The sequence below is a fragment of the Streptococcus sp. KHUD_014 genome (assembly GCF_051106275.1).
Classification (GTDB): domain Bacteria; phylum Bacillota; class Bacilli; order Lactobacillales; family Streptococcaceae; genus Streptococcus.
This window is the reverse complement of the sequence record NZ_CP193666.1, coordinates 267,968-286,714: the sequence shown is the minus strand read 5'-3', so window position 1 is coordinate 286,714 and position 18,747 is coordinate 267,968. Positions and strand designations below refer to the sequence as shown.

The window sequence follows — 18,747 nt, the reverse complement described above, 5'->3', positions numbered from 1 at the left end:
AGTCAGTTCCCATATCTACCCCAAGGAAAAACTGACCTGGTTTGAATTCGATTTTCGCAGAGTCCTATCCTTTGACAGCTCCCATGGTAATACCTTGAGTAAATGATTTTTGGAAGACAAGGAAGACTGTTACGATTGGCACAGCTGCAAGGGCAGCACCCGCCATAATCAAACCGTAGTTAGTTGCCATCTCAGCCTGCATAGTCGCAACCCCAAGTGAGATAGTCAAGTTTTGACGTGAAGTCAACATTACCAACTGCATAAAGTAGTCATTCCATGTATTGATGAAGGTGAAGATTGCAAGAGCTGCAAATCCAGGCTTCACGATAGGGAAGGCTACGCTCCAGAAAGTACGAATCTCACCACATCCATCGATTTTAGCAGATTCGAGCAATTCTGTTGGAATGTTTTCACTGAACTGTTTCATGAGGAAAACCCCAAATGGCCATCCGATCAAAGGCAAGATAACTGCCCAAAGAGTGTCATGGATTCCCATGAAGTTAACGATACGCACCAATGGCACAAGGACAACTTGTTTTGGAAGAGCCATGGCAGCGATAAAGATAGCAAAGAGGATGCGTTGGCCATAGAAACGTTTCTTAGCCAATACATAACCTGCTAATGATGAAGTTGCACAAACCAAGAACATCGTTACCAATGAAATGAATACTGAGTTCCACATCCATTGCAAGGCTGGGTTTTGCACCATCAATTGTTGGAAGTTCTCCATAGTTGGAGCTTTAGGGAACCATTGTGGTGGAATCATAATGGTATCCGGTTGTGATTTAAATGCACCCGTCAAGATCCAGTAGAATGGAAAGATGAAGAGTACAGTCAACAAGAGCAAAATGATAGTTGAAATAACAGTGAAGGCTGTTAAAGGTTTCTTTTGTGTAGATTGCATAGCTGTCTCCTTTCTCTTAGTATTCTACGTCGTTTCCAAGCACTTTGAATTGAACAAAGCTTACGATAGCAATCATGATTGCCAAGAAGACACCGATGGTATTAGCATAACCGTATTCTGTCAATTGGAAGGCTTTTTCGTAAAGGTAGTACATAAGTGTACTTGTTGAGTAGTTTGGTCCACCAGATGTCAAAAGCTGAATGAGGGCGAAACACTGGAATGAGTTAATAGTTGTGATGATTGCGATATAAAGAGTTGTCGGAAGCAGACTTGGCCATTTAATCTTCCAGAAAACTTGAAACTCAGTAGCGCCATCAACACGCGCCGCTTCAACAAGTGAATTGTCAATATTTCCCATTGCCGCGATGTAAAGGATAATCGGTTGACCAACAGAAGTTGTCAAAAGGATAATCATAATCGCAAGCAAAGCCCAGTTTTTATCTCCGAGCCAAGAAATGTTCTGGCTGATAATGTTGCTTGACTTAAGGACAAAGTTCAAAATACCTGATAGTGGATCGTAGATCCATTTCCAAACAACCGTAACAGCAACACTACCAGTAACTACAGGTAGGAAGAATACGAAACGGTAGAAAGATCTAGCAACCGCATTTTGTTGGTAGGTTTGTGATGCTACAAAGAGTGAGAAGAGTACAACGACCGGTACAGATCCGATAACCAAGATAACGGTGTTGATCAAAGATTTTGTAAAGACAGGGTCTTTAAACATGCGGATGTAGTTGTCCAATCCCACAAACTCAAAGCTAGTCATCGAGTAGTTAAAGAAACTAGTGATGAAGCCCATGATCATTGGAGCTAAGACGAAGACGGTAAAGAAGATTAATACTGGTGCTAAGAATGCGTAGGAAATAACTGTTTCCCGCATACGGATTTTATTGACTTTCACAGTCGGCACCTCACTTTCAAATAGTTTTTGTTTTTTGATTGTCGTCTGACATTGATGTAAAATCAAAATGAAATTTTTTCTAAGATTAGCCTATGTAAGAACTTCATTTTAATTTTGACCTGTCAGTTCCTTACATTTTAAACAAAAGTCCCCCTTTTCGTGTACGAATGTTCACAGGGAAAAGGGGGGACTCAACTTTTAAATTAGGGCTTATTGTTTAGCTGCTTTTTTGATAGTTTCGTTTGCTTTTTCAGTGAATGCTTTCAAAGCTTCTGCTGGTTGCTCATCGCCGTTTGATACAGCTTGCAACATTGGGAACCAAAGAGTTCTCATTTCAGCAAATCCATCAATTGTGTTGTAGTATGGTGAGTAGTATTGAGTCCAGCCGCTGATAGTTTCCATACGTTTGTCATCGTAAAGTTTTCCAAATGAAGTACGAACTGGGAATGCGCCTGTACGAACAACGTCTTTAGGACCCCACTCTTTATCATCTGCGATGAATTGGATGAATTTCTTAGCTGCTGCGACTTTCTTTTCGTCTTTGTTATTAAATACTGCAAATCCGTTTACAAGGTATTCAAGAGCTGGTTTACCTGAGTCAGATGGGAATGGTACTTCTACCACTTCAACTTTACTTGCTTCCAAAAGTTTAGCTTGGATACCGTTTTGAGCTGGTGCCCAAAGGATTGTGTATGAAGTTTGACCGTTTGCAAAGTTTTGGATGTCTGCTCCACCGTCAAATTGTGAACCGTTGTTCAACAAACCGTCTTTGATCCAGCCAGCTGCTTTTTCAAGACCTTTAACGAATTTAGGATCGTCAGTTGTGTATTTAGTTACTTCTTTATCAGTTACAGAACCGCCGTAAAGGTTAGAGATGAAGGCACGTGTTCCTTGGTCTCCCCCTTGACCAGAACTGAACAATGAACCTGGAGTATATCCTTTATCTTTGAGCGCTTTCAAAACTTTTTCAAAGTCATCTGTTGTCCAACCTTCTTTAACAAGGTCAGCTACACCAGCGTCTTCCAACATTTTCTTGTTCATAGCCATGTAGAATGGTGCAGAACTGATTGGATACATGTAAGCTTTGTCGCCAGCTTTACTTGCTTGAATGATGTTTTCGTTGTTAACATCTTTTACAAATTCATCTGTAAAGAGGTCATTCAACTCAGCTAATTTACCATTTTTACCGTAATTGATGATACGACCTGGTGCATCAAAAAGTACATCTGGAGCTGTACCAGCTTCGATAGCTGTCGTGATTTTTTCTGGTCCAGATTTGAAGTCGATTGTTTCTAGTTTAACTTTGATATCTGGATTTGCTTTTTCGAAAGCTTCGATGATAGATTTTTCATAAGTTCCAACACCGTCCCCAGATTTTTCTTGAGTAAATACTGGGAATGCCCACCAAGTAATTTCTGTTGTTGCTGCATCGCCTGATTTGGCAGCATCTTTGTTAGCATCTGATTTGCCACAAGCAGCAAGTGATAGAACCGCAGCACCCGCAAGTACTGTACAAGCTAGTTTTCTAAATTTCATTTGTATTCTCCTAAATGATGTTAAGCGTATCCGAATTGGATAAAGAGCAATGTCGACTTTGTATACGTTTTCATTTTTTCCTACTAATCAACCACTCTCCTTGTTTTTTATATGATGTTACTTAAGACCGGCAACAAAGCGTTCCGTAATCTCTTTTGGTCTAGTAATAGCGCCACCTACAACGATGCCTCGCACTCCATAACCTAGGATTTGCTTAGCTTGTTCTGGTGTATGAATTTTTCCTTCAGCAATAACGTCCACCCCTGCGTCGCAGAGCTTTTTGATAAGTTCAAAATCTGGGCCATCCACTTTTGGACTGTAAGAAGTGTAACCGGATAGAGTTGTACCGACAAAGTCAATTCCTGCCTCTACTGCTGTTAAGCCTTCTTCAAAGGTACTTGTATCCGCCATCAACAATTGATTTGGATATTTTTCTTTGATTTGACGGATAAATTCTTGAATCTCTAAGCCGTCATAACGTTCACGCTTAGTACAGTCAAGAGCGATTACTTCGATATCAAGCGCAGCTAATTCATCCACTTCCTTCATTGTAGCAGTAATGAATGGTTCTTGCGGTGGATAGTCCCGCTTTATAATCCCGATAATTGGAAGTTTTGTAACTTCCTTGATTTCCTTGATATCTCGGACACTGTTTGCCCGAATACCAACCGCTCCACCTTGCTCTGCTGCTTTGACTAGCAAGGGGATTACTCCTCCCGCTTCTGTGTAGAGCGGTTCATGAGGAAGAGCCTGGCAAGAAACAATGATTCCATCTTTAATCTGTTCAATCAAAGCTTCTTTACTAATTTGTGGCATCCACTTTCCTCCTTTTCTTTTTCTTTGTGCTTATGTGACTATTATAGCTCATTATTAAAACGCTTTCAATATTTTGTACTAGAATAGATTGAAGTTTCAAAACAATTTTATGCAACAATTCATCCTGAAAGTAGTTTCAGACGTCTAAAATCCCGCCCAGTACCTCTCAAAGCCTTGAAAACATCGTTTTTTACTCGTAAAAAGGCAAGAAAAAGGCCGTAACACCTTCTGGTTACGACCCTTTCTATTATTCTCTATAAAACCTTGAAGTTTTATCTATTTCACTAATATTCTTTTTTCTTGCCCATAGCAAACATGCCAAGAAGCATCCCCACAATTCCTACACTTGCAAGACTTGCAGCATCTTCACTTCCAGTTTCAGGAAGAGCTTGCTGACGTGTTGAAGGCGCTGCTGGTGCCTGATAGGTCTTGTCTTGTGACATAGCCTGAACCACAATCTCTTGCTCACCTTTGAATTCTGGGACTTCATGTACAGCTGCTTCTGCACCATTGACTCCGCCTACAAATTCTGGGTTTTCTAGCTTAGCTGATTCTACTGCGTTCACACCACCTGTAAATTCTGGTTGTTCATGAACTGCTGCTTCTTCACCATTAACCCCACCTACAAATTCTGGAGCATTGGCTACGGCTGCTTCCTCGCCATTGACACCGCTATTGAATTCTGGAACTTCATGTACGGCTGCTTCTGCACCGTTGACAGCTCCTTCAAAGGCTGGATTCTCAGGAGTGACAAGACTGTCGATGTTGACACCACCACTAAATTCTGGTTGTTCATGAACTGCTGCTTCTACACCATTAACACCACCTGTGAATTCTGGAAGTTCTACTATCGGTGCTGCTTCTTCACCTACTGTACCAATAGGTTCAGTATACTCTGGGAGCTCCGTTACAGCTGCTTCACTACCATTGACTCCACCAGTAAATTCTGGAAGTTCAGCAGTCGTAGCTTCTACACCATTAACACCACCTGTGAATTCTGGTACTTCGTTAACAGCAGCTTCACTACCGTTGGCAGCTCCAGGAATACCTGCTCCTTCAAGACTCACCGGAAGGTTGTGCATACTCTCGATTGTTCCAGAAGCAAGTCCAGTTATCTCCTGACCAAGATCTGACTTGTCTATTGTAAATAGCAAAGTCTTAGTATCATACTGGGTCATGAAGTTTACTTTTTTACCATTTGCCAACTGAAGTGTTGGGATTTTGTTAACCAAAACTTCTGAATCAAATTCTACTGCAAGAATTCCTGGCCATTTTTCAATAATATTTTTAACTTTGGCTTCTTTAGGAGAAATTCTTTCCTTCGTTAAGAAATCCCAGTTGAATTTCTTGAAGGATAAAGTATAAGGATTGCCACCAGCTTCATGATGCTCGTACAAGAGACCAAATTCTTTTGGTCCAATTTGTTGAAGTGAGTTATAAGCATACTCACCTTCTTGAATCAAATGATGATGCAACCAAGTCAACTCGCCATCTTCTTCTACACGAGCCACTCGAATGTATCCATTCTTACGACCTGGGCCATTGGCATTTGCTAGAAGGATATACTCTTTACCATCTTGAACCGTATGAGTCGCCGCCATTTGAACATAAACATCAGGTACATCATAGCGTGCTACATAGTTGTCCCATGTAATACCACCATCATTACTTGTCGCAACTTGCAAATCACCAGTCAAACCACGCATAAAGAGTTTCAACTGACCATTGTTCAATTGAACAACAGAAGATTCTGTATTTTGAGCGTAGTAATTGTTCATGTTGCTTGAATCAACTACTGTGCCATCATGAAGTGTACGCTTGTCATTGACACCGCCACCCATATGCCAAGTCTTACCATGGTCATCTGAATAGATGATGCGAGATGATTGAGATCCGTTGAGGTGGTTGGTTCTGTTAGTCGTATAGACAGGGACAACAATCCGACCTTTATGAGGTCCATTCTGGAGGGTAATTCCCACTCCAGGTCCCACACCTAAGAATTTCATCCAATCAGCTTTGACCATTGGAGTAATATCTTGTGGTGCAGACCAAGTCTTACCATCATCATCACTATAAGACATCCATAGATAGCTGTCTTTAGCAATTCTAAATGGAGAAGTTTTATTGCTTGTAAAGTAGATATTTCCTAGTAACTGCTCACCCTGATAAAGATCACCTTTATCGCTATAACCAGGCTTGACAGGATTTACAACAACACGGTAATCCGTTGCCTGGCCATCTGGTGTGTAGACAACGCCATTTTCACGAATGGTATAGGCTCCATTTTCTCCTTCACGGTATAGAATTTGATAAGTTTTTCCATCAATTTCCTTATAAGCAACTTCTCTTTCAGAAGACATTCCGAAGATTCCTTTACCTTCTGGGAACATATCGTAAACTGAGAAGATTCGTTTAGTTTCCGTATCTTGGACCAGAACCATATCGATGTTTACTGGCGAACCAACAGATGGATCCTTGGCTTTTGGATTGTCACGTAGATTAGTAAGAGTGATGCGATCGCCCCATGTTTGGCCCTTGTCTTCACTTCGTTTAACGACCATACCGATATCACCCCAATCATAGTGGTGTAAGCGGCGTTCGTCAGCTCCAGCAATCAGAGTTCCCTTGTCGGTCTTAAGGAGGGCTGGAATACGATAGCTATTAATACCATCTGGATTTGATTGCCCATTTTTACCAGCTTCAAAGACATCCTTTTTATCTGTTATCTCAGCTCCTTCTGGAAGCTTTTTCTCTAATTCGGATCTTTCAAAGAGGTAGCTACGATTTTGAACCTCTTCTGGACTCAAGGCACGATCGTAAACAGTTAGATTACGAACTTGTAAGCCTGCCCCCCAAACCATACTTCCTGCACGATTTGTGGTACCAATTTGCATATGATTTACATCAGGCATATCTTTAATAAAGCGTCCTGATTTCTTACTTGTTCGTGACAAAACTCCGTTTACATAGAGACGAACTTGCCCATCTGGAGAATCTGCACTTGGTCTTTCAACTGTAAAGGTTACTGAATTCCACTGACCTGGTTTGACTGTTAATGGTGCATCTGTGTATCTATCATAAAATTGGTCGCCATTTTGATCGCGGCCCTCAATCAAGGCAACGTTGTTATACACAGCCATTGTAAAGTATTCATTTCTTACCTTATCACTTGATACTGAGAAAAGGTTGTAAAACGCTGGTGCAGAGGCATCTGGTTTGAACTCCATATGAATGGTCGCATTTTGAAGCTGTTTCAGTTTGTCCAATTGCTCTGTCAAATCAATTCTATTGCTATTTGCAGCATTAGTCTCTACATCTTCCTTTTCAAGAACAGTATTGACATTTTCCAACTCTCTAGCATAGTAATCACGTGGAAGCGAAGCTGGATCTTTTTCGGTTTCTCTAGTTGCTTCTGCTGTTTCTGCTGTTGCAGTTGTCTCTGTTCCAGTATGTGCTTCTGTAGATGTATGTGTGACTGTATCTACCCCATTAGACTCTGTCGCACTCTTTTCAGTATCTACTGCTTTTTCTACCTGATCCTTCTCTACTCCTAGTTCTGTCGTTTCCTTATTGGTAGTTGTTGATTCTTGTGCCAATACTGGCGATGCACCGAAAACAACTGCTCCAATCACAACCGAAGCTGTCCCAACTGCAAATTTACGAATTCCATATCGTTGTTTTTTTTCAAAATGACTATGTTTCATTTCTTGTCCTTTCACCCTGAAAGTAAAGCGCTTTCTTTTTTGCTTAAAATTTTTAGTCCCACTGACTAAATTTCAAAAATAAATCTATTTGACGAATGAGTTTCCTCCTGCTGTAACGAACATTCATCTCTTTTCATTACTTCGTTAAACAGAAAATTTGCTACTCCTTTCATTTTTATCCTACCTACATTATATAATAAATTTTCATATTTTTAGATAGATTAATATATAACAGATTTCACTTTCAAGATCATGGACAAGAACTTGCTTTTCTGAAACTACTTTCTGATGTTTTGAGTAAATTCTTCGCTTTGATTGCCCTACATTTGAGGGGGATATTTTATGAAGCGATATTTTCGATAGACCTAGCATTACACTTCTTCTACCTCTCTTTTAATTCCTAGTCCCCAATAATTCCCAGATAAAAAGAGAGTGGGACAGAAACCAGTAATTCGTTAGAATTCGATTTCGTCGTCCCACCTCCGTACAGTTGAGTAGGGCTGTAAAAGCTCATGAAATCAGCGTAGTAGAGCCCACTCAACCACTGCGTCTTGCTCGACAATCCAAAGACAATTGAGAGACTAGGACTTTTGTCCCAGCCTCTCCTTCTTATGCAAGATCAAATTTCTCGATGAAATTTTTCAGTTTTAGCTATTTTATTAATCTTCTTTTTTCTTGCCCATGATAAACATGCCTAGGAGCATCCCTACAAATCCTACAGAGGCAAGAGGAGCAAGATCTTCACTTCCTGTTTCAGGGAGGAGATGTTGATGCGCTGCAGGAGCTTGATAAGTACGATCTTGTTCCATAGCCTGAGTCACAATAGACTGGTCACCCTTATACTCTGGAACCTCATGGACAGTCGCTTCAGCACCGTTTACACCACCCGCAAAAGCTGGGATATCTGAACTAACAGCCTCTACCGCATTAGCACCGCCTTCATAGGCTGGAAGTTCTGAGCTTGCTGCTTCGACTGCATTAACGCCACCTTCATAAGCTGGAAGTTCTGAGCTTGCTGCTTCGACTGCATTAACGCCACCTTCATAGGCTGGAAGTTCTGAGCTTGTTGCTTCTACTGCATTAACGCCACCTTCATAAGCTGGAAGTTCTGAGCTTGCTGCTTCGACTGCATTAACGCCACCTTCATAAGCTGGAAGTTCTGAACTTGCTGCTTCGGTACCATTAACGCCACCTTCATAAGCTGGAAGTTCTGAGCTTGCTGCTTCGACCGCATTAGCGCCGCCTTCATAGGCTGGAAGTTCATGAACCGCTGCTTCGGTACCTTTGACGCCACCTTCGAAGTCTGAAGCGTCTGACTTAGATGCTTCTACTGCGTTGACGCCGCCTTCGAACTCTGGGCTCTCTGCCTTAGCTCCTTCATCGCCATTGACGCCGCCTTCGAACTCTGGACTCTCTGCTTTAGCTCCTTCATCGCCATTGACTCCGCCTTCGAAGTCTGATGTGTCTGACTTAGATGCTTCTACTCCGTTCACACCGCCTTCAAACTCTGGGCTTTCTGCTTTAGTTGCTTCTACTGCGTTGACGCCGCCTTCGAACTCTGGACTCTCTGCCTTAGCTCCTTCCTCGCCATTGACACCACCTTCGAACTCTGGACTCTCTGCCTTTGCTCCTTCCTCGCCATTGACACCGCCTTCAAAGTCTGAAATTTCATGAACAGCTGCTTCTCCTTTTGAAGTTTCCACTGGAATATATTCTGGAACTTCATGGACTGCAGCTTCTTCACCATTGACACCGCCTTCGAAGTCTGAGACTTCATGAACAGACGCTTCAGCACCATTGACGCCACCTTCGAATTCTGGGACTTCATTAATAGTTCCCGGTGGATTTTCTTCAACTTCTATTTCTGGAATTTCATGAACGGCTGCTTCCTCACCATTGACACCGCCTTCGAAGTCTGGAAACTCATGAATTGCTGCTTCCTCACCGTTGACGCCACCTTCAAAGGCTGTATCCTCATGAACTGTACCTTCACCATTGACTGCGCCTGTAAATTCTGGAACTTCATGGATTTCTGCTTTTGCGCCATTTTTCCCACCAGGGACTCCTACACCTTCAAGACTTACAGGCAAATTATGCATGCTCTCAATTGCGCCATCAATGATTTCTGTAATTTCTTGACCAATATCTTCCTTGCTAGCTGCAAATAACAAGGTTTTTGAATCATACTGCGTCAAGAAGGTAGCAAAATTCCCATTTGCCAGTTTAAGAACTGGTGGCTGATTCACCAATACTTCAGAATCAAATTCTAAAGCGATGACATTTTTGCTCATCTCTACAGCATTTTTCACAGTTGCTTTTGTTGGAGAAATTCTATCCTTGCTTAAGAAATCCCAGTTGAATTTCTTATAAGACAAGGTGTATTCATTTTGAGTGGCAGTTGCATGCTCATAAAGCAAACCAAATTCGCCATTTCCAAGATCTTGCAAGGAGTTATAAGCAAATTTACCACTTTGAATTGGATTGTGCTTGAGCCAAGTCAAATCTCCGTTAGCTTCCACTTGTGCCAAGTGTACCAAACCATTGTAACGTCCTGGACCACCTGCGTTACTGAGAACGATATATTCCTTACCATTTTGTACAGTGTGAATAGCAGACATTTGAACGTAGACATCTTTGATTTCTGAATAGCGCTTCACATCTTTTTCCCAAGTTGCCCCGCCATCCTTACTTGTTGCAACCTGCAAATCTCCTGTCAATCCACGCATGAAGAGTTTGAGGTCTCCATTATTCAACTGAACAACGGTTGACTCAGTATTTTGAGCACCTGGATTATTCATAGTTGAAGAGTGAATTGTTTGATTACCTACTGGACGGTTATCATTGACCGCTTCACCTGCTTGCCAAGTTTCACCATTGTCATCTGAGTAAATGACGCGTGAAGACTGAGAACCACTTAAGTAAGATACGTTATTTGTAGTATAGACTGGGATAACGAGACGACCTTTGTGAGGTCCTGAATGCAAGGCAATACCTGTACCAGGTCCAGTACCTAAGAAGTGCATCCAGTCCTTACGAATGCCGTATGTAATATCTTTAGGTGCAGACCAATTTTTCCCATCGTCATCACTGTAAGACATCCAGAGATAGTTAGTATTTGAAACTCTAAAGATGTTCTTGTCGCTATAATCAAAGTAGACGTTACCAATCAGTTCTTCACCTTTATACAAATCACCCTTATCACTATAGGCTGGTTGCTTAGGATCAACTACAACTCGATATTCTGTCTTTCTATTTTCAGGGTCAAAAACTTCGCCATTTTCACGAATTGTATAACGTCCTGCATCACCTTGTTTGTACAAGACTTGGTAAACCTTGTCACCAATTTTCTCATAGGCTTGTGGCGCTTTTCCTGGCAAATCTCTAACAGCTTCGCCTTCTACGAACATATCATAAATGGCAAAGATTCTCTTAGTTTTCGGATCTTGGACTAGGGCCATGTCAATGTTAACTGGTGAGCCCGCATGACCTCTCTTAGCCTTCTCATTGTCGCGAGGATTTGAGATGACGATTCTATCTCCCCAAGTTTTACCCTTATCATCACTACGACGAATGACCATACCGATATCACCCCAGTCAGAGTGATGCAAACGTCTCTCGTCTGCTCCAGCAATCAAAGTTCCCTTATCAGTCTTAAGGAGAGCTGGAATACGGTAGCTTGCGATACCATCTTTATTTGGCTTACGGTTCTCACCACCTTGAAAAACGTCCAGCTTATCAGTAACTTTTGCTCCTTCAGGGAGTTTCTTTTCCAACTCTCCTCTTTCAAAAAGCTGGCTACGTTTTTTAACTTCTTCTGGAGAAAGGGCACGATCATAAACCGTTAGATTACGGACTTTAAGATTAGAACCCCAGAAGTTTTTGCCTGTACGTTTCAATGTACCAATTTGCATACGGTTGACATCTGGCATATCTTGGATGAAACGACCAGACTTAGGACTTGTGCGCGACAAGACACCATTTACATAGACGCGAACCTTACCATCGGGTTGATCTGCATTTGGTCTTTCCACTGTAAAGGTTACAGAGTTCCACTCACCTGGCTTAATCTTCAGAGGAGCATCTTTATAATCTCCATAGAAATGATTTCCATTGGCATCACGACCTTCAACGATAGCTGTGTTATTAAGGATGGCCATGGTAAAGTATTCATTTACTTTGGTATCACTAGAAACCGAGAAAAGACTGTATAAATTAGGAGCAGACGCATCTGGCTTAAACTCCATATGGATGGTCGCATTTTGAAGTTTTTTAAGCTTGTCGAGCTCCTCTTTCATGTCAACTATTTGACCGTTTGCACGATTCGTTTCAACATCCTCTTTCTCAATAACAGTATTGACGTTTTCTAACTCTTTGGCATAAAAGTCACGAGGAATACTTCCAACCTCTTCCTCACCTGCGTCTTCTGCCTCAGTATCTGGTGCTTCTGTTTCTGGTGGAGTTTCAGAACCTGGGTTAGCTTCTGTTCCACTATTATTTACTGTAGTTACTTGGTCTCCAAGCTCCTTATCTAGATTAGCAAGACTTCCTGTTTCTGCTTCTTTGTTTGCTGAAGCTTCTTGGGCCAAGACTGGTGCAGCACTAAAAACAACCGCTCCAATCACTACTGAAGCTGCGCCAACTGCAAATTTTCGAATTCCGTACCGCTGTTTTCTATCAAAATGTCTCTGATTCATATTTTCCCTTCCGTTTTTAAAAAATAAAGCGCTTTCTTTTTTGCTTAAAATTTTTTGCCAGCAAGGCTAAAGTAGCAAAAGAAACTGAAATATTGAATGGAAAATCCCATCCTTTTTACTGTGAACTACTGTTGCATGACATAAATTTCCATTTTTTATGAAGAAATACAACAGATTTTGCTCCTTCCATAATTGATATTACACTTATTATATAATAAATATTATAAATTTTAGTCAAATCAATCTATAATAGATTTTACTTTCAAAGATATTTGGAAGAGTCAAGTTATTTGAAACTACTTTCTTGCCATCCAAATACATTGAAAAGAACCCTGTAATTCATTCAAAATCACAGGGTACTTCTTCCTAAGCCTTTATTGACCTATATAGGTAAATGGAATCTCACTGCCACACAACCAATTGTACACCTGGTCATTGACATGAACGTTCATAGCTTCGTGTGCGTATTCTGGCATCAGGCGATAGCTCTTCTCACAAGTCAAACGATTGTAGATAGCAAACTGAGTGATTGGATAGCAAACATCGTCATCAAGCCCAGTAATCATTCGAACTTCCCCCTTTATGCGATGGGCAAGATTTTTTACATCGATATAGGCAAGCGTCTCCATAATCTGCTCTTCTGTCTCATGGAATGGATCATGGAACTTAAAATAACGAAAGAGTTCATCATAGGCTTCGCTGGTATTCCCAATCTCTAGCACTCTTCTAAAGTCTGATAAGAATGGATAAATAGCAACTGTACGTTTGATACGTGGATTGAGACCTGCAGCAACTAAAGCCAAGGCTCCTCCTTGTGAAGCTCCATAGCTAGCCAGTTGTTCCTCATCTACTTGCGGGAAGCTAGCGACAATTTCAATCAATTGATAAATATCAAGATAAACATCCTTATAGAAGAGTTGCTCTTTTCCTTCAACAGCACCACGAATGATTTGGCCCTTAACTGTATTTCCGAGAGGTGAGCGCAAGCCATCTTGTGAGTATCCAGATTGGCCACGAACATCCATAGATACGACACCATAACCAGCTACTGTAAAAGCTAGCATATCTGTCCAATCCCAGCAACGTCCCATATAGCCATGGAAGTGGAAAATGACAGGTACTTTCTTTTCTGATTTTGGTAAGACTATACGCGCATAAACAAGGCCATCACGGGTACCCCTAAAGCTTAACTCATAACACTTCACATTGGGAATATGAAAATCACGTTCCTCTAGTTGGTAATCTGGCAAGACCGAAACCTTATCAATCTCACCATCCCAAAAATCGTCAAAGTCTTGCGGAACTTCATCTCTTCCTCTGTAGGTTTTCATTTCTTCTATTAGTGCCGGGTTTCTCATATAATTCTCCTTAAATTTTGTAACCGTTATCATAACTCTAGCACACAAAGTAAGGCAATGCAAGGTAGATTCTTAAATAGAAAGTGATTTTAATTTTGCAGCTTCAGCTAAGCTAGTCTGAAAGTAGTTTTATAAAACTATCTTCTCAAAGAGCAAGCAAGATAAGTCATTAGCACTTTTTGACTTTCAAAGTTCTGTAGGATTGCCTTGCTTTTTTCCTACCATTTACTTTATTTCGTTGATCTTCCTACTTTATCAACTTTTAGACTTGTCTTTGCTTATCGCTTTTCTTTTTAAGTGATTCCTTTTCTACAAAAAAAGTTTCATAATCTCCATAGACTAAATCTATCAAGATTACAAAACTCTTTCTTATTTCAAATCTTTTTTATAGCGTTCCAACTCAGCTTGGTTCCCCCAAACATAGTGACCTGGACGAATTTCTACCATAGAAGGCTTATCAGTTTCATAGTCATGTTGATCTGGATCATAGACTTTCAAAACTTTTTTACGTTCCAAGATCGGATCAGGGATTGGAACTGCTGATAGGAGAGCTTGAGTATAGGGATGGATTGGGTTGTTAAACAATTCTTCCGTCTCAGCCACCTCAACAATGACACCCTTGTAAATTACCGCGATACGATCAGAGATAAAACGAACCACTGACAAGTCATGGGCAATAAAGAGATAAGTCAAGCCCAATTCCTTTTGGAATTTCTTAAGCAAGTTCAACACTTGGGCACGAACAGAAACGTCCAAGGCTGAAATTGGCTCATCAGCAATAACAAAGTCTGGTTGCATAACCAAGGCACGAGCGATACCAATACGTTGACGTTGTCCACCTGAGAACTCATGTGGATAACGTGTCAAGTGTTCTGCCAAAAGTCCAACTTCACGAATGATATTTTGAACTTTTTCTTTTCTTTCTTCCTCATCTTTAAACAGATGATAGTTGTATAGACCTTCAGAGATAATGTAGTCAACGGTTGCACGCTCATTTAAGCTAGCTGCTGGGTCTTGGAAAATCATCTGAATTCGACGGATTAATTCCGAAGCTTGTTCACGTGATTTCTTCCCGTTAATTTTTTGCCCTTCAAAAATGATGTCCCCATTGCTGGTGTCATTAAGACCGATAATAGCACGACCAATCGTTGTCTTACCACTTCCAGACTCACCAACAAGAGAGAATGTTTCTCCTTTGTTGATAAAGAAATTAGCATTTTTAACAGCTACAAACTTTTTGCTTCCTTCACCGAAGGAAATCTCTACGTCTTTAAGTTCTACTAATTTTTCAGACATTTCCTTCCTCCTAGTCCTCAAGATGATTAAAGCCCATTTTTTCACGAATCTTGTCGTGTAAATCTGCAATCACTGCTGGTTTTTCAACTTTTGGAGCTCGTTCATCAAGCAACCATGTTTTTGCCCAATGGGTATCAGATACTGCAAACTGAGGTGCTTTTTCTTCGAAGTCAATCTTCATCGCATAGGCTGAACGAAGTGCAAAAGCATCTCCTTTCAATTGAGTATAAAGCGATGGAGGTGTTCCAGGGATTGAATACAATTCCCCTTTATCATCAGCCAACTGTGGTAGACTTGACAAAAGACTCCATGTGTATGGGTGACGTGGATCATAGAAGATTTCTTCAACTGTACCATACTCAACAATCTCACCAGCATACATAACCGCAACCTTATCAGCAATACTTGCTACAACTCCAAGGTCGTGAGTGATAAAGATTGTTGTGAAGTGATACTCTTGTTGAAGTGTCTTTAGCAAATCAATAATCTGAGCCTGAATAGTCACATCAAGGGCTGTAGTTGGCTCATCACAGATAAGAATATCTGGCCGGCAGGCAAGTGCAATGGCGATAACGATACGTTGACGCATCCCACCAGAATACTGGAAAGGATACTCGTCGAAACGCTTCTCAGAATCAGGGATACCAACTTTGTTCATGTAGTCGATAGCCATTTCTTTTGCTTCTTGAGCTGTCTTGCCTTGGTGTTTAACGATAACTTCTGTGATCTGACTACCAATCGTTTTGATTGGGTCTAGACTGGTCATAGGGTCCTGGAAGATGGTTGCAATCTTAGCACCACGAATCTGTTCCCAATCTTTATGGGAAGCGAGTGCTGTCAAGTCTTGACCTCGGTAATCAATGCTACCTTGAGCAATACGACCGTTTTCTTCCAACATACCTGTGAATGTTTTTGTCAAAACTGATTTTCCTGAACCAGACTCCCCTACCAAAGCGAGAACTTCACCCTCGATCAAATCAATGGAAACTCCACGAATAGCTGTCAAAACTTTGTCACGAACGTCAAATTCCACGACAATATCTCGAGCAGTCAAAATTACATTTTTATTATTTGTCATTTCTACTCCTATCTATGTGTACGTGGATCACTAGCATCTGCTAGGTTTTGACCAACAATGAAAAGTGACAAGGATACCAAGACCAAAGTTGTCAATGGAATCCAGAAGAGGTAAGCATTTGTCGTTACGTTCTGAGAGTAATCTGAAATCAAACGACCCAAGCTTGGAACTGTAATTGGCAATCCAAGTCCAAAGAATGAAAGGAAAGCTTCGTATGAGATAAAGGCTGGAAGCATTTGAGATGTCGTCGTAACGATAACAGATACCAATTGTGGCATAATGTTTTTTACAACAATCTTAAAGGTTGGTGTTCCAAGTGTACGTGAAGCAAGGTTATACTCCAAGTCACGATAACGCATGATCTGAATACGAATTGAGTAAGCAATACCAATCCAAGTAGTCACACTCATGGCAAAAATCAAGTTCCAGAAACCAGCTCCGATAGAGTAAGTCAAAACAATAACGATCAAAAGTGAAGGAATGTTGTTGATAACGTTGTAGACTTCCATCATGATACGGTCAACTGATTTTGAAATTCCCCAAATACCACCGACAATAACCCCAATTACAAGGTTGATAGATGTTGCGATTACCGAAATCAAGATTGAGTTACGAGCTCCAAACCAGACACCATCAAAGAGTGATTTACCGTTACTATCTGTACCGAACCAATGCTCTGCATTTGGCTTGATAAAACGAGCACTAAAGTCATTAACCTTACTTACATCGTTAAAGTCAAAATCAGAAAACATTGGGTAAATGAAACTCATCAAAACGATGGCAATCAAGATAGCTAGCATGATTACTGTTGATCTTTTTTTCATGAACTGTCTAAAGACAGAACCCCAGTATGAATAGGCAGGTGCATCAATTACTTCAGAGGCATAGTCGTCTCGTTTTACAAACTGAAATTTATCATTACTAATCGTAGACATTATTTGCCTCCTTTCTCTGTCAATTTAATACGTGGGTCAATCATGGTCATCCAAATATCCCCTACAAATAATGAGAAGATAGAGACACAGGTGAAGATGAATACAAGACCAACTACCATGTTGTTATTTGATGCTTTTACAGAGTCAATCAACATTTTACCCATACCAGGGAAGGCGAAGACTGTTTCTGTAAGAGTCGCACCACTAATAACACCAATGATAGATCCAGGAATTCCTGAAACCAATGGAACCATGGCATTTTTAAAGATGTGTTTGTTTGAAATTTCTTTCTCAGACAAACCTTTAGCACGAGCAAAACGAACGAAGTCTTGTGATTGCAAGTCAATCATATAACGACGAATCCAAATTGCCATACCAGGTGCACCAAGTAAGCCTAGAATCACTGCTGGAAGGACATAAGAACGCCAATCTCCAGCACCCAAGATTGGGAATGAATCAGGGAATCCAATTTTAGAACCAATCAAGCGGATGATATAAACTAAGGCAATGGTTGGAAGGGCCAACAAGAATGTTAGAGTTCCAGTAGAAAAACTATCAATCCAAGAATTCTTATGACGAGCCATAGCTGAACCTAGCGGAATGGCAATAGAGTACGAAATTACAAGACCGATTAAACCAGTGATGGCAGAGCTTGTAATCATTGATGGGTACTGATAATTGCTCTCAGTTGCTGTATAAGGATCATCCTTACCATAGTTTGCTACTTCGCGAGCATCAGCCTGACTTGGAGATTTGTAGGTTCTTGAGTAGATATTAACTGAAGATGTTTTCTTACCAGTTGGGAATTGCACTTCTGATGTCTTAGTTTGACCTTGTCCTTGTGTGATAACTTGAAGCACAGGAGTATTAGCATAAGTTGGATATGAATCACCCAAATTCAAGTTGACAAAGTTTTGGTGAACAAATGGGAACTGACTATTGAAGTACAAGAGGTACTTGTGTTTGGTACCTGAACCTACCAGAGACCAGCCGATAGCGGGATCATTTTCAAAACGCAAATAACGCTCTAAGTTTGGATTTTCTGGGTCTTGAATCTTGTTTGTGTGGTCGATATCAAGCAAGTTTGCATAGAATTTGAACACACGCTCAAAAATAGGAATTTCACGTGTAGCGTAGAATTGTCCACTCTCTGTAAACTCACCTAGAGTCCAACCATTACCAAGTTGTTGGATATATTTTTCATAGATTGCTTTATTTGTATCATTTGCATCTACTGTAACAGAAGAGTCAATGCTACTAGCTTTTTCCTGCAACTCTTTCGTATCGTAATATTCGATATAACCCATACGCTCAAAGACAGTATTTTCATAGTTATCTCGTTTATCAGCCGTTGTCGCAATTTTATTGTAGTTAGTATCTTGTTTGAAGATCAACTTCCGTGGAACCATCGTATAGATGATTGTGTAAATCAAGGTCGTTACTAAGAAAATAGAAACCAACGACCGCAAGATACGCATAAAAACATATTTTTTCATATTATTTCCTTTAAAATCCCAAAAGA

The 18,747-nt window shown here is 40.7% G+C and carries 11 protein-coding genes; all 11 read right to left on the bottom strand.

What is annotated here, in order from left to right:
- Positions 1–64: 64 nt before the first annotated feature.
- Complete coding sequence (locus ACORHT_RS01550; RefSeq protein WP_045613500.1) at positions 65–904, bottom strand: carbohydrate ABC transporter permease; 840 nt, start codon at positions 902–904, stop codon at positions 65–67.
- Positions 905–920: 16 nt separating this feature from the next.
- The gene (locus ACORHT_RS01545) at positions 921–1,787 is read right to left on the bottom strand and encodes a carbohydrate ABC transporter permease (protein ID WP_075231411.1); all 867 of its coding nucleotides are present in this window, start codon (positions 1,785–1,787) and stop codon (positions 921–923) included.
- Positions 1,788–2,018: 231 nt separating this feature from the next.
- Positions 2,019–3,344 (bottom strand): ABC transporter substrate-binding protein, encoded by a 1,326-nt coding sequence (locus ACORHT_RS01540; protein ID WP_434350360.1) that lies wholly within the window; start codon positions 3,342–3,344, stop codon positions 2,019–2,021.
- A gap of 117 nt (positions 3,345–3,461) precedes the next feature.
- Positions 3,462–4,160, bottom strand: a complete 699-nt coding sequence (locus ACORHT_RS01535; protein ID WP_414321814.1) for an N-acetylmannosamine-6-phosphate 2-epimerase — start codon at positions 4,158–4,160, stop codon at positions 3,462–3,464.
- 284 nt (positions 4,161–4,444) lie between these two features.
- Positions 4,445–7,864 carry an SIALI-17 repeat-containing surface protein gene (locus ACORHT_RS01530; protein ID WP_434350359.1) on the bottom strand — a complete coding sequence of 1,140 codons (3,420 nt, stop codon included), beginning with the start codon at positions 7,862–7,864 and terminating at the stop codon, positions 4,445–4,447.
- A gap of 659 nt (positions 7,865–8,523) precedes the next feature.
- Positions 8,524–12,558: an SIALI-17 repeat-containing surface protein gene (locus ACORHT_RS01525; RefSeq protein WP_434350358.1), complete on the bottom strand. Its 4,035-nt coding sequence runs from the start codon at positions 12,556–12,558 to the stop codon at positions 8,524–8,526.
- Positions 12,559–12,932: 374 nt separating this feature from the next.
- The gene (locus ACORHT_RS01520) at positions 12,933–13,916 is read right to left on the bottom strand and encodes an acetylxylan esterase (RefSeq protein WP_434350357.1); all 984 of its coding nucleotides are present in this window, start codon (positions 13,914–13,916) and stop codon (positions 12,933–12,935) included.
- 369 nt (positions 13,917–14,285) lie between these two features.
- The gene (locus ACORHT_RS01515) at positions 14,286–15,212 is read right to left on the bottom strand and encodes an ATP-binding cassette domain-containing protein (RefSeq protein ID WP_075230434.1); all 927 of its coding nucleotides are present in this window, start codon (positions 15,210–15,212) and stop codon (positions 14,286–14,288) included.
- 10 nt (positions 15,213–15,222) lie between these two features.
- Positions 15,223–16,290, bottom strand: coding sequence for an ABC transporter ATP-binding protein (locus ACORHT_RS01510; protein WP_434350356.1), 1,068 nt, complete (start codon positions 16,288–16,290; stop codon positions 15,223–15,225).
- Positions 16,291–16,298: 8 nt separating this feature from the next.
- Entirely contained in the window at positions 16,299–17,225 is a 927-nt protein-coding gene (gene oppC, locus ACORHT_RS01505; protein WP_075230432.1) for an oligopeptide ABC transporter permease OppC, read from the bottom strand.
- A complete protein-coding gene (locus tag ACORHT_RS01500; protein WP_434350355.1) occupies positions 17,225–18,721 on the bottom strand; it encodes an ABC transporter permease in 1,497 nt (498 codons plus the stop codon). The genes oppC and ACORHT_RS01500 overlap by 1 nt, the downstream gene beginning before the upstream one ends.
- Positions 18,722–18,747 lie beyond the last annotated feature (26 nt).